Source organism: Candidatus Binatia bacterium (assembly GCA_036563615.1).
GTDB lineage: Bacteria > Desulfobacterota > Binatia > UBA12015 > UBA12015 > DATCMB01.
Map to the genome: position 1 here is coordinate 304,546 of DATCMB010000022.1, position 12,601 is coordinate 317,146.

The following is a 12,601-nucleotide window of genomic DNA, read 5'->3' on the forward strand; positions in this document are numbered from 1 at the left end:
GCGTCCCGCCGATCTGGCGCGTCGTGCTCGCGATCATCGAGCTCGCGCGGGCGGGACGAGCAGGCGAGCGCGATCTGCGCCGCGCTCGCGAAGGACGACTTCGCGGCGCTGCCGCGCGACTCGACCTGGCTCCCCGCGGTGGCGACGCTCGGCGAGCTCGCCTGGGAGCTCGGGGAGCCGGAGATCGCGGCGCGCGCGCATGCAGCGATCTCACCCTACCGCGGACAGATGGTGGTGAGCGGCTTCGGCGCCGTCGTGCACGGCACCGTCGACCGCTACCTCGGCGCCGCCGAGCTCGCGATGGGTCGCCACGACGACGCCGTGCGCTCGCTCGAGGCGGCGCTCGCCTTCGCCGAGCGCGTCGGCGCGGAGGCCGAGGCGCTGCGCGCGCAGAGCCTGCTCGCGCACGCGCTGCGGGCGCGCGGCGCTGCGGGCGACGCGGCGCGCGCGGACGCCCTCGCGGCGTCGGCGGTGGCGCGCGCCGAGGAGCTCGGCGCGCCGGGGCTGGCCGGTGGCCTGAGCGGCCGGCGGCGCCCGGACGTCGCCACGGTGGCGCAGCCGGGAACGGCGCAGACCGCCAGCGCGTCGCCGGGCGCGCAGCCCGCCGTGCAGCGCGCGACGCTGCGTCGCGAGGGCGACTTCTGGACGCTGGTCTTCGGCTCCGAGGTGCTGCGCCTGCGCGACACCAAGGGCGTGGGCTACCTGCGCGTCCTGCTGCGCCACCCGGGACGCGAGCTCCACGCGCTCGACCTCGCGCGCGGAACCGAGGAGCGTACCGCCGCGGGCGACGCCGGCGAGGCGATCGACTCCGAGGCGGCGCGCGCCTACCGCCGCCGGCTCGACGAGCTGCGCCGCGAGGCGGAGGACGCGGGCGACCCGGACGCGTACCGCGACGAGATCGAGGCGCTCGAGCGCGAGCTCGCGCGCGCGACCGGCCTCGGCGGCCGCAGCCGGCGCACCGGCTCGGACGCGGAGCGCGCCCGGTTGAACGTCACCCGGGCGATCGCGTCCGTCGTGCGCAAGATCGCGAGCGCCTGCCCCGAGGCCGGACGGCACCTCGAGGCGTCGGTGCGGACGGGCACGTTCTGCAGCTACGAGCCCCGCGACCGCGCGATCCAGTGGGACGAGTGAACGGCGTTCAACGTCTTTGAACGCCCGCGGGGCATGTCGGACGCCGATTTGCGCTTTCGCCCCGCCCCCGACGGTACCGCGCTCGTCGACGCCACGACTGGGCTCGCCTGGGAGCTCGCGCCCGAGGCGACGCCGCTGCGGTGGCACGAGGCGCTGGCCTCGACGCAGGCCTCCGGCTGGCGCCTGCCGACGGTTTCCGAGCTCGTGGTGCTGCTGACGAGCCTGCCGTCCGACCATCCCTTCCCGGGGGAGCCGCGCCCGGGCGACCTGTTCTGGTCGGCCTCGGAGTCGCCGTTCGCGCCGGCGACGCGGGTGCGCGCGGTCGAGATCGGCGCCGACCTGCGGGCCGCCGTGCTGCTGCTCGACAAGGACGCGCTGGCCCGGCGCTGGCGGGTCCGCGACCGGTCCTGACGCCGCGACCGCTCCTGCGCGGGCATCCGGGATGCGTCCGCGCACGTTGACCGCCGATGGCGGCCCGCCTAGACGGTTGGGTCGTCGTGAACACCGCCGCACCCGACGTCCGCCAGCGCGAGCGCTTCGTCGGACGGGGTCGGGAGCTGCGCGCGCTGAAGGCGCACCTCGCCGCTGCCGATGCCGGCCGCGGCACCCTCGTCCTGATCAGCGGCGACGCCGGGATCGGCAAGACGCGGCTCGTCGAGGAGGCGCTGCACGGCGTCCCGCGCCGTCGCGTGCTGTGGGGACGCTGTCGGGCCGGGGCGGGCGCGCCCGCGTACTGGCCGTGGCGGCAGATCGTCGGCGGCTACCTCGAGAGCGCCGCGCCGGAGCGCGTCCGCGCCGACCTCGGCGACGGCGCGCCCGACCTCGCGCGGCTCGTCCCCGCCGTGCGGACGACGCTCGGGGTGTCGCCGCGCGACGCCATCCCGGACGACGAGCAGGCACGCTTCCGGTTGTTCGACGCGGTCTCGGAGCTGCTGCTGCGCGCGTCGGTGGACGAGATGCTCGCAATTGTGCTTGACGACCTGCACGCGGCCGACCTCGAGTCGCTGCTGCTACTGCGCCACCTGGGCGCGGCGCTGCGCGGCAGCCGTCTGCTGCTCGTCGCGGCCTACCGCGACGTCGAGCTGCGGCAGGCGGCGCAGGCGGCGCGCGTCGTCGCGGATCTGGCGCGGGTCGGGCATCGGGTCGCGCTCGACGGCCTCGACGCCGACACGGTCGCCGCGTTCGCGCGCAACGTCCTCGCCGACCTGCCGGACGCGCTGGTCACGCAGCTTCACGACGTCACGGGCGGCAATCCGTTCTTCGTCAAGCAAGTGATGGCGCTCCTGCACCGCGACGGCTGGGACGCGTCCGGCCGTCTGCCGATCCCGTTCGAGGTGCGGGCCGCCGTGCGACGTCGCTTCGATCCGCTGACGCCCGCCGTGCGCTGGCTGCTCGCGCAAGCCGCGGTGCTCGGCCGCGAGTTCGAGCTCGGCGTGCTGGCGGCGCTGGTCGAGCTGTCGGAGGCGGACGTGCTCGGCATGCTCGGCGAGCCGCTCGCGCTCGGTCTCGTCGGCGAGGCCGAGGCGCCGACGCGCTTCCGCTTCGCGGACGCGCTCGTGCAGCAGACGCTGTACGACGATCTGCCCGCGGCGGACCGCGCGAGTCTGCACCGGGCCGCGGCGGAAGCGCTCGAGGCGGTGAGCGCGACCTCCGTCGTCGCGCCTTTCGCCGAGCTCGCGCACCACTACCACCGCGCGCTCGGGCGCGACGCGCTCGAGAGGGCGGTGCGCTTCTCGGTCCGCGCCGCCGAGCACGCGCGCGAGCTGCTGGGCTACGAGGAGGCGTGCGCGCACTACGAGCGCGCGCTCGCCGCGCAGAGCACGCTCGGCGCGCCCGTGCGCGAGCGTCTGCCGCTGCTGCTCGACTTCGCCGAGGTCCAGGCGCTCGCCGGCAACGGCGACGGGCTGCGCGCGACCTGTCTCGAAGCCGCGCCTCTCGCGCGCGAGGCGGGCGATCCGCGCGCGCTCGCGCGCGCCGCGCTCGGCTACGGCCGCATCCCGGCGCTGCAGGCGGACGATCCGACGCACGTCGGGCTCCTCGAGGAAGCGCTCGCGGCGCTGCCGGACGGCGACTCGCCGCTGCGCGCGCGTCTCCACGCCCGCCTGGTGCTCGCCACGTACTACGGCGCGCCGCCCGAAGAGCGCGACCGGCACGCGTGCGAGGCGGTGGCGATGGCGCGTCGTCTCGGCGACGCGGCGACCGAAGCCATCGCGCTGCGCTCGCAGTACCACGCGCTGGCCGGCACGCCGGATCCGTCCGCGCGGCTCGCGGTGCTCGCGGAGGCAATCCGCGTCGCGGAGCGCTGCGGACGGCTCACCGTCGCCTGCGACGCGCGCATCGATGCGGTCGGCGACTCCCTCGAGCTCGGCGACGTGCCGAGCGCCGACCGCGCTCTTGCTGCCGCGAGCGAGCTCGCCGAGCGGCTGCGTCTGCCACGCTCGCGCTGGCGGACGACCACGCTGCAGGCGGTGCGCGCGTTGCTCGATGGCGACCTGGCGCGCGCCGAGCAGCTCTCGGAGCGCGCGGTCGCGACCGCCGGCTCCGGCGCCGACCGCCGCGACGTCCTCGCGGTGCACGGCGGCATCGTGTTCCACGTCCGCCGCGCGCAGGGACGGCTCGCCGAGCTGATGGACGCGACGCGCGCCGCCGTCGGCGAGCGCACGTCGCCGCTTTGGCAGGCCGCGCTGGCGCTCGCCGAGGCCGAGGTCGGAAACCCGGAGGCCGCCGCGACGCTCGTGCGCAGGATCGCCGCGCGCGGGCTCGCGGAGCTGCGCCGCGACTGGACGCGGTTGCCGACGCTCGCGTACCTCGCCGACGCCTGCGGCCGGGTCGCCGAGGTGTGCGGACGGACGGGCGTCCGCGACGTGGCGCTCGAGCTCGCAGCGCTGCTCGAGCGCGAGGCGCCGCCGGTCCTCGTGTCGCCGATCGCGTGCCTCGGCCCGAACGCGCGCTACCGCGGCGTGCTCGCGCACGTCGCGGGCGAGCTCGAGGTCGCGGTCGGGCTTCTCGAGGAAGCGGTCGCGCTCGGCGAGCGGCTCGGCGCGCCGATCGAGGTGGCGCGTGCGCGGCTCGCGCTGGCGCGCGTGCTCGTCGAGCGCGCGGCACCGGGCGACGCGGAGCGCGCGCGCGAGCTCGCGGATGCGGTTGCCGACACTGCGCGGCGCCTCGCGCTCGGTGGGCTCGCGTCCGACGTCGAGGCGCTCCGCGGCGCTCTCGCACGTGCGGGCAGCCGCGGCCTCGTGTCTAGGCGGGCGTCGAGCGCGCCGCGCGTGTCTTCGTTGCCGACGCTCGAGGTGACGCTGCGCCGCGAGGATGGAGACTGGATCGTCGCGTGCGGCGACGAGTCGATGCGGCTGCGCGACACCAAAGGCGTTCGCTACCTGCTGCGGCTCGTCGCCGTTCCCGGACGGGAGATCGCGGCGCGCGAGCTGTTCGCGGAGGGCGAGCGCTCGGGCGGCAGCTCCGCTCCGGCGGTGTCGCGCGAGGCGCTGCGCGAGCGCGCGCGCGAGCTGCGCGAGGAGCTCGCGGAGGCGGAGGAGTTCCACGACCTCGGCCGCGTCGAGGCGCTGCGCGAGGAGCTCGAGGAGCTCGCCGAGCAGCTCGCCTCGGGCGTCGTCGCGACGTCGCGCGACGGCGCGCGCGGTGGCGACGAGGCCGACGCGGCGGCGGCCGAGCGCGCGCGTCTCAACGTGACGCGCGCCATCCTCGCGGTCGTGCGGCGCGTCGCGCAGGAGTGTCCGGCGCTCGGTCGCCACCTGCAGGACGCGGTGCGGACCGGGACGCTGTGCGCCTACCGTCCCGATTCCGCCCAGCAGGTCGTCTGGAAGGTCGTGGCAGCCGAGGTCGCGTGAGCGTCGCTCGAGCCGCGGTCACGGACCGAGGCGCGTGAGCTCGTGCACCACGAGCACGCGGCTTCCCGCACGCTCGAACACCTGGCCGCGCGCCACGACGTGCGCGGCGACGTGCTCGCGCGCGGCGGCGCTCGGGTCGCTCATCGGGGTGCTGCCGGCGAGCGGGTAGAGGTCGCCGGTGTCGTCCTCGACGATCCCGAGCTGGCCGCCGTTCTTCAGGCAGACGAGCGCGCAGGCGCGGTGTCCCTCGCCGCGCACGCCCTCGCGCAGATAGCAGCTGGTCTCGACGACCTCGCCGCGGATCTCGACCAGACGTCCGCCGGGAATCTGCTTCGGCTCGGAGGGCTGCGTGGTCGCGTGCGCGAGCCAGGCGAGCGCCGGCGCGACGGCGAGCACCAGGATCGCCGCGCTCGCTCGCTTGGGGACGTCGCGTCGCATGGCGGCGAACGTAGCCGGCGATCGACGCGGCTGCACGCGCTCGCGCGCAGGCGCTTGCTTGCCAGCCCGCAGGTGCGGCGGTACCTGGGAGCCGTGGCCGCCGGGATCGTCTATCTGGTCGGTGCCGGGCCAGGAGACCCGGGCTGCTTGACGCTGCGCGGCCGCGACTGCCTCGCCCGCGCCGACGTCGTGATCTACGACTACCTGGCGAACGCCGAGCTGCTGCGCCACGCGCCGCCGGACGCCGAGCGCATCTTCGCGGGCAAGCACGGCGCGGGTCCGCACCTGCTCGAGCAGGAGGAGATCAACCGGCTGCTGATCGAGCACGCGCGCGCGGGCAAGACGGTCGTGCGCCTGAAGGGCGGCGACCCGCTGGTCTTCGGACGAGGAGGCGAGGAAGCCGAGGCGCTCGCGGCGGCGGGCCTGCGCTTCGAGATCGTGCCCGGCGTGACCTCGGCGCTCGCGGTGCCGGCGTACGCCGGCATCCCGGTCACGCACCGCGACTGGGTGTCGGGCGTCACCGTGCTGACCGGCCACGAGGCGCCGGGCAAGCGCACGCCGCGCGTGCGCTGGGACCTCGTCGCGACCGCCGGCAACACGATCGTGCTGCTGATGGGCGTGACGCAGCTCCGCGCCAATCTGCGAGCGCTGCTCGACGCCGGCTTGCCCCCGGACACCCCGGCCGCGGCGATCCGCTGGGGAACCACCGCGCGCCAGCAGGTGATCGAGTCGACGGCGGCGAAGCTCGCGGACGAGGTCGAGCAGGGCCGGCTGCGTCCGCCGGTGACGGTGGTGATCGGCGAGGTCGTGCGCCTGCGGTCGACGATCGCGTGGTTCGAGCGCCGTCCGCTGTTCGGGCGTCGCGTGCTGGTGACGAGGACGCGCGAGCAGGCGAGCGCGCTCTCCGCCCTGCTCGCGGACGCCGGCGCCGAGGTCGTCGAGTGCCCCGCGATCGCGCTCGTGCCGCCGGATTCCTGGGAGCCGCTCGACCGCGCCCTCGAGCGGCTCGCGACCTACGACTGGATCGTCTTCACCAGCGCGAACGGCGTCGAGCGCTTCTTCGCCCGGCTCGACGCGTGCGGTCGCGACGTGCGGGCGCTGCACCGCGCGAAGATCGCGGCGATCGGTCCCGAGACCGCGCGCTCGCTCGCCGTGCGTCACCTGCGCGCCGACCTCGTGCCCGACGACTTTCGCGCGGAAGGTCTGATCGAGGCGCTCGCCGAGGGCGACGTCCGCGGCAAGCGCTTCCTGCTGCCGCGCGCGGGAGGCGCGCGCGCGGTGCTGCCCGAGTCGCTGCGCGCCGCGGGCGCCGAGGTCGACGAGGTCGTCACCTACCGCGCGGTGACGCCCGAGGAGAGCGTCGAGCGGCTGCGCCGCGCGCTCGACGAGGCGCCGCTCGACGTGCTGACCTTCACCAGCTCGAGCACCGTGACGAGCTTCTTGACGCTGCTCGAGCGTGCGGATCCCGAGCGGGGCAGGGCGCGCATCGCGGACGCGCGCGTCGCCTGCATCGGCCCGGTCACCGCGACGACGGCGCGCGAGCACGGCTTGCGCGTCGACGTCGTGCCCGAGAAGTACACCGTGCCGGCGCTGGTCGAGGCGCTCGTCCAGCATTTCCGGCAGGGCGCCGCGGACGCGGCGCGGGAGGTTCGTTGATGCCCGGTCGATTCCCCACCGTCCGGCCGCGTCGGCTGCGCACCACCGAGCGGCTGCGCCGTCTGGTGCGCGAGACCCGGCTCGCTCCGGAGCAGCTCGTGCTGCCGCTGTTCGTCATCCCGGGACGCGGCAAGGCGATCGACGTGCCGTCGATGCCGGGTGTCAAGCAATGGACGGTCGATCGCGTCAGCGAGGAGGCGAGCCGCGCGTTCGACGCCGGCGTGCGCAGCGTCATCCTGTTCGGCGTGCCGGAGCACAAGGACGCGCAGGGCAGTGATGCCTGGCGCGAGGACGGCATCGTGCAGCAGGCGCTCCGCGTGCTGCGCCGCGACCTGCCGGAGCTCACGCTGATCACCGACGTCTGCATGTGCGAGTACACCGACCACGGGCACTGCGGCGTGCTCGACGGCGAGACCGTCGCCAACGACCCGACGCTCGAGCTGCTCGCGCGCGAGGCGGTGTCGCACGCGCGCGCCGGCGCGGACATCGTCGCGCCGTCCGACATGATGGACGGGCGCGTGGGCGCGATCCGCGCCGCGCTCGACGCCGCGGGCTTCAGCTCGGTGCCGATCCTGTCGTACGCCGTCAAGTATGCGTCGGGGCTGTACGGTCCGTTCCGCGACGCGGCGCAGTCGACGCCCGCGTTCGGCGACCGGCGCAGCTACCAGATGGACCCCGCGAACGGGCGCGAGGCGCTGCGCGAGCTCGAGCTCGACCTCGAGGAGGGCGCGGACATGGTCATGGTCAAGCCCGCGCTGCCGAACCTCGACGTGATCGCGGCGGTCCGCGCCGCGTGCCACGTGCCGGTCGCGGCGTATCAGGTGAGCGGCGAGTACGCGATGATCAAGGCCGCGGCCGCAAACGGCTGGATCGACGAGGCGCGCGTCGTCGACGAGACGCTGACCGCGATCCGGCGCGCCGGCGCGGATCTCATCTTGACCTACTTCGCCGCCGAGGCGGCGCGCCGCTGCTGAGCGGCGAAGGAGGGATCGTGGCGAGTCCGATCGCGAGCGTGAGCCACGTCGGCGTGTGCGTCTCCGACCTCGAGCGCTCGCTGCGCTTCTACTGCGACGTGCTCGGCTTCGAGCGCTCGTCGACGATGCCGGACGTGCACGTCGCTGGCGAGCCGACCGACACGCTGCTGCGTCTCTCCGGCGTCGACCTGCACGCGGTCTACGTCGAGCGCGACGGCTTGCGGCTCGAGCTGCTGCACTACGCGTCGCCGCGCTCGCCGCAGGCGCCGCCGAAGCGCGCGATGAACGACCTCGGCTTCACGCACCTGTCGGTGCGGGTCGCGGACGTCACGGCGGCGCTCGCGACGCTCGAGCAGATGGGCGTCGAGATCGACCGCGAGAGCGTCATCCAGTTCGGCGGTCTGACGGTCGCGGCGTTCGTGCGCGATCCGGACGGTCTGCCGATCGAGCTGGTGCTCGCGCACTGACGCCTGCGTCGCCGAGGGCATCGCGCTCACGGCGTGAAGCCGAAGCGCTTGATCCAGCTCGGGTCGGCGCCCTTCACCTCGAGGCGCGCGGGCAGACCGCGCGGCCGCTCGCGACGCTCGCCGATGCGCAGCGCCTCCGGCTCGCGCTCGTCGTCGATCAGCAGGTCGATCGTGAGCTGGTTGAAGTCGCCGCCGAGCGTGACGTCGAGGCCTTCCTCCTTGCCGTTGGTCCGGGTCTCGAACTCGAGCTTCGAGGGCCTGGGCTGGCGGATCAGCAGGTCCTCCGAGGTCGGCGTCACGTCGCGGAAGCTGCCGGTCTTGCTCGTGCGGAGCTCGCCGCGCACGCGGTGCCGGCCGCCGTCGGGCAGCAGGCGCAGGTGCAGCCGTCCGCCCTCGCTCCACAGGAAGCACGCGACACCGGTGTCGATCGCGAACGCCGGACGGCCGTAGATCAGGCGGAACGGCAGCACGTCGGCCGGCGGCTCCGCGCGCACGACGGCCCCCGTGCAGAGCAGCGCCGCGCTCAGGCCCAGCGCTGCGAGCAGCGCCCGGACGTGGTGCGACCGGCGGCTCAGGACGCCGGTGGACGGCTCGGAAGCTCGCAGAACTCCCCCGTGTCGGCGCTCGCCGCGTCGAGCGAGAACGCCCGGCTGACGGTCCAGGTGAGACCGAAGGTGCAGAAGTAGAGCGCGTGGTGGCCGGACTCGCCGCCCGCGATCGCGATCAGGAACTGCTCGGGACGCGCCGCGAGCGGCACCGTGCCGTTCTCGACGTAGCCGCGCTGCTCGAGCTTCGGCCAGTACGCGCGCGGCCAGCGCTCGATCGGCGTGCGCGTCTTCTCGAGCAGCATGCGCTGCACGTCCTCGACCGAGAAGCCGTCGCGCGCGATCTTGGCGGCGAAGTCCGGGCAGAGGAGCAGCAGCATGTCGCCCTTTTCCTGCGGCACCAGCACCTTGTTGTTGCCGATCCAGTCGATGCCGTGCGCGAGCACCTCGATCAGCTCCTCGCCGCTCTCCGCAAAGACGTCCGCGATGTCCTGCGTGCCGGTCGCGCAGGTGACGGTCATCACGTTTTCCTCGGCGCGGAAGCCGCGACGCACGTGGAAGGGCTCCCAGGGGCTCTTCTCCTCCCACTCGCCGAAGCACAGCGAGATCCGTCCCGGCTGGCCGAAGCACGACTTGCTGACCGCGCCCGGGATCGAGCCGCCGACGTTGCGCATCACGAGCCGCAGCGCGCGGCCGATCGTCGCGTTGGCGCGGCCGTTGTGGCCGAGGCACGAGTAGCCGCACTCGATGCCGAGCGCGTGGCGCGCGGGGCCGTTGATCATCAGGGCCGGCGTCGCGCAGCACGTCGTGGTGTTGATCGCGTAGAGGTTGAACTCCGGCCGGGCGACCGCCTCGACGGCCGCGATCACGGCCGGGAAGACGTCCGGCGCGCAGCCGGCGAGGACGGCGTTGATCGCGATCTTCTCGACGGTGGCTTCACCGCGCCGCGGCTCGATCACGCCGACGACGTGCGTCGGCTCGAGCGGCGTGGCGTCGAGCATCGCCTGGACGCGCGCCTCGGTGGGCGGGACGACGGGCAGTCCGTCGCCCCAGCCTTGACGCTCGACGAACTCGTAGACCGCCACCGGGTCGTCGGGCACCGAGAACAGCTCGGAGACCAGCGTGCCGCGCGCCATCCGCGCGACCTTAGCACTCTTCAGCGGGCGACGAGGAGGGAGACGACGTCGTCGAAGCGCGCGAGCACGATCGCCTCGATCTCGTCGACGCTCTTGGTCTCCATCGGGTGCGGCAGGACGAGCGTGCGCAGCTCGGCGTAGCCGCGCGACCGGGCGGCCATGGCGGCGAGGTTGGCGAACACCTCCGTCACCACGAGGACGGCGGGGACGCCCTCGTTCTCACAGACTACGGTGTCGTGGACACTCCACGACGTGCACGACCCTCAAGTGCCGAGGCCGACGACGGCCGCATCCACCTCCCGCGCGAACTCGGCGACGCGCGCGCTCTCCCGCTCGGGCGTGCCGATGCGGGACTCGGGGTCGAACATGACCACGTCGGCGACGCCGAGGCGCTCGCGGGCGAGCTCGGCGAGCTTGTCCGCGAAGACCTCGAAGGAGCGCCAGGTGTGGTCGCGCCGGATGCCGAGGCGCTTGCCGGCGAGCGTCGCGAGCGGCGCGTTGAGCGTCCGGACGTCGCTCGGCCCCAGCGCGACGGGCGACAGGATCTGAAGCTGGCTCATGCGCGCTGCTTAGCCGAGGTCGCGGGGCGGTGGGAAGAGGAGGGTTGGCGTCGGCCGGCCACGGGGGGCGATCGTCGGTCCGGCTGCCCAGGTGAACGGCTCCGGACGGCCTGCCGATAACCACCGCCGGGTGGTGCCGAGCGGTCGTTTTCGCTGCCCGACCGGGAGGTCTGGTAAGGTTGACAACCCGGACGGGCCCCACTAGGGTTCCGCCCGCTGCCCAGGGGGTCGCGCCCGGAGGGGAAAACGGGGGCGGGCTTCAGAAGCGGCGGCATCGCCAGCGAGAGCAACCACATAACGGGCTCGGGCCAGTCTCGATCACGCCGTGACGGACGGTCCGGGTCAAACCAGCCCGGAGGACGCGCATGCGAACCCAAAGAGCTGTGTTGGTGATGCTACTTTCGCTCTGTGCGGGATGTGGTGTCGAGGTCGTACGGAAGGCCCAGCCTCTGGCGGGTCTGGAGAGCAGCCCGGGAGGGAGCTGGGTCAGCACCAGGGGCAGCGAACGCGGGGAACTGACGCATTCCATCGCCCGGGGGCGGGGGGCCTTGCCGCCGCTCGCGACCGCGGAGTTCGAGCAGATGACCCTGCACCCGCGGGTCATCTCGCACGCCAAGCAGCTCAGCCGCTCGCAGCGGATCACCGTCCGTGATGCGCTCGCGCGCAGCGGACGCTACATGGAGATCATCGAGCGCGAGCTCGCGCGCGAGGGCGTCCCGACCTCGCTGGCGTTCCTGCCGGCGGTCGAGAGCCACTTCTCCTGCGAGGCCGAGGGCCGCGGCACGGTCGGCCTGTGGCAGTTCACCCGCAGCACGGCGCAGCGCTACGGCCTGACGGTCAACGCGCACGTCGACGAGCGCCGCGACCCCGAGCGGGCGTCGCGCGCCGCCGCCCGGATGCTGCGCGACCTCTACGAGCAGTTCGGGCGCTGGGGGCTCGCGATCGCGGCCTACAACGCCGGCCCCGGACGCGTGCAGCAGGCGCTCGAGCGCCATCCCGGCGCCGACGTCTGGCAGCTCCTCGACCGCGGCTCGCTGCCCGAGCACACCCGCAAGTACGTGCCGAAGGTGCTCGCCGTGGCGGCGATCGCGAGCGAGCCGGAGCGCTTCGGGATCAGCGACGTCACGCCGCTCGAGCCGCTGAGCTACGAGACCTTCGAGGTCGCGGAGCCGCTCGACGTCGAGACCATCGCCTCGCTGTCGGGCGTGTCGGCGAAGGACATCCGCGAGCTCAACCCGGCGCTGCGCCGCGGCTCGATCCCGAAGACGCCGGGCGGCTTCACGCTGCGTCTGCCGCCGGGCACCAAGGAGCGCTTCGCCGAGAAGTACCGCGCGCGCGCCGGCGCCTGATCCTGCGGTGCGCGCATGCTGCAGCATGTGCGCAGCTCGGGCGTGCGCGGCGCCTGTGAGCGCGCGTCGGGCGTGAGCTCGACGCCTTCGGCGCGCGGTGCGTCGAGCTACGGCCGGCGCAGTCGCAGGGCTCGCTACGTCGGCGTAGCGCCGCGCGTGCGCAGCCCTCGCTGTTTCAGTGCAGCGTGTGCACCGGTCCCTCGACGACGCCGAGGACCGTGAGCGCCTGATCGGCGCTGTCGATGTGGTAGAGGATGTAGTAGCGGTCGATCGTCAGGTAGCGGCAGCCGCCCTGACCCTCGAGCACCGCCGACCCGCTCGGCAGCGGGTCGTCCGCGAGCGACACGATGGCCTCGCTGATCTCGCGCAGCGGGCCCCCGCCGATCTGCTCCATCTCGCGGTACGCGCTATACGTCAGGTTGAGCTTCATTCGACAACCGTCCATCCGTCTGGCCCTTGGTTCGGTTGCCGCGAGCGTCGACTTTAGACACCAT

At 74.2% G+C, this 12,601-nt stretch carries 13 protein-coding genes; 7 read left to right on the forward strand and 6 right to left on the reverse strand.

Going from position 1 to position 12,601, the window contains the following annotated elements; genetic code table 11:
- Positions 1-138: 138 nt before the first annotated feature.
- From VIS07_19855 to VIS07_19865, 3 genes are all read left to right on the forward strand, one after another.
- Positions 139-1,131, forward strand: coding sequence for a hypothetical protein (locus VIS07_19855; GenBank protein HEY8517770.1), 993 nt, complete (start codon positions 139-141; stop codon positions 1,129-1,131).
- Positions 1,132-1,164: 33 nt separating this feature from the next.
- Positions 1,165-1,542, forward strand: a complete 378-nt coding sequence (locus tag VIS07_19860) for a hypothetical protein (GenBank protein ID HEY8517771.1) — start codon at positions 1,165-1,167, stop codon at positions 1,540-1,542.
- A gap of 86 nt (positions 1,543-1,628) precedes the next feature.
- A complete protein-coding gene (locus VIS07_19865; GenBank protein ID HEY8517772.1) occupies positions 1,629-4,982 on the forward strand; it encodes an AAA family ATPase in 3,354 nt (1,117 codons plus the stop codon).
- A gap of 18 nt (positions 4,983-5,000) precedes the next feature.
- On the opposite strand, the gene VIS07_19870 is transcribed toward VIS07_19865, so the two are convergent.
- Positions 5,001-5,420 (reverse strand): hypothetical protein, encoded by a 420-nt coding sequence (locus tag VIS07_19870; protein ID HEY8517773.1) that lies wholly within the window; start codon positions 5,418-5,420, stop codon positions 5,001-5,003.
- A gap of 93 nt (positions 5,421-5,513) precedes the next feature.
- On the opposite strand from VIS07_19870, the gene cobA reads away from it, so the two are divergent.
- From cobA to VIS07_19885, 3 genes are read left to right on the forward strand one after another with little or no spacing between them, the layout of a single operon-like run.
- A complete protein-coding gene (cobA, locus tag VIS07_19875) occupies positions 5,514-7,076 on the forward strand; it encodes a uroporphyrinogen-III C-methyltransferase (protein HEY8517774.1) in 1,563 nt (520 codons plus the stop codon).
- On the forward strand, positions 7,076-8,050 hold the full coding sequence (gene hemB, locus VIS07_19880; GenBank protein HEY8517775.1) for a porphobilinogen synthase: 975 nt from the start codon (positions 7,076-7,078) through the stop codon (positions 8,048-8,050). Before cobA ends, hemB begins: the two co-directional genes overlap by 1 nt.
- 17 nt (positions 8,051-8,067) lie before the next feature.
- Positions 8,068-8,517, forward strand: coding sequence for a VOC family protein (locus VIS07_19885; GenBank protein HEY8517776.1), 450 nt, complete (start codon positions 8,068-8,070; stop codon positions 8,515-8,517).
- A 26-nt stretch (positions 8,518-8,543) separates the two neighbouring features.
- Here VIS07_19885 and VIS07_19890 read toward each other — a convergent pair whose 3' ends face one another.
- The 4 genes from VIS07_19890 to VIS07_19905 all read right to left on the reverse strand — a co-directional run bounded on the left by VIS07_19890 (position 8,544) and on the right by VIS07_19905 (position 10,758).
- Positions 8,544-9,011: a hypothetical protein gene (locus tag VIS07_19890; GenBank protein ID HEY8517777.1), complete on the reverse strand. Its 468-nt coding sequence runs from the start codon at positions 9,009-9,011 to the stop codon at positions 8,544-8,546.
- Positions 9,012-9,088: 77 nt separating this feature from the next.
- The gene (locus VIS07_19895; GenBank protein HEY8517778.1) at positions 9,089-10,198 is read right to left on the reverse strand and encodes a hypothetical protein; all 1,110 of its coding nucleotides are present in this window, start codon (positions 10,196-10,198) and stop codon (positions 9,089-9,091) included.
- 20 nt (positions 10,199-10,218) lie between these two features.
- Positions 10,219-10,389 carry a hypothetical protein gene (locus tag VIS07_19900; GenBank protein ID HEY8517779.1) on the reverse strand — a complete coding sequence of 57 codons (171 nt, stop codon included), beginning with the start codon at positions 10,387-10,389 and terminating at the stop codon, positions 10,219-10,221.
- 72 nt (positions 10,390-10,461) lie between these two features.
- The gene (locus VIS07_19905; GenBank protein ID HEY8517780.1) at positions 10,462-10,758 is read right to left on the reverse strand and encodes a hypothetical protein; all 297 of its coding nucleotides are present in this window, start codon (positions 10,756-10,758) and stop codon (positions 10,462-10,464) included.
- Positions 10,759-11,306: 548 nt separating this feature from the next.
- Between VIS07_19905 and VIS07_19910 the strand changes: the two genes are divergently transcribed.
- On the forward strand, positions 11,307-12,107 hold the full coding sequence (locus tag VIS07_19910; protein HEY8517781.1) for a lytic transglycosylase domain-containing protein: 801 nt from the start codon (positions 11,307-11,309) through the stop codon (positions 12,105-12,107).
- A gap of 175 nt (positions 12,108-12,282) precedes the next feature.
- Here VIS07_19910 and VIS07_19915 read toward each other — a convergent pair whose 3' ends face one another.
- Positions 12,283-12,552: a type II toxin-antitoxin system RelE/ParE family toxin gene (locus VIS07_19915; protein ID HEY8517782.1), complete on the reverse strand. Its 270-nt coding sequence runs from the start codon at positions 12,550-12,552 to the stop codon at positions 12,283-12,285.
- Between the last annotated feature and the right edge of the window lie 49 nt (positions 12,553-12,601).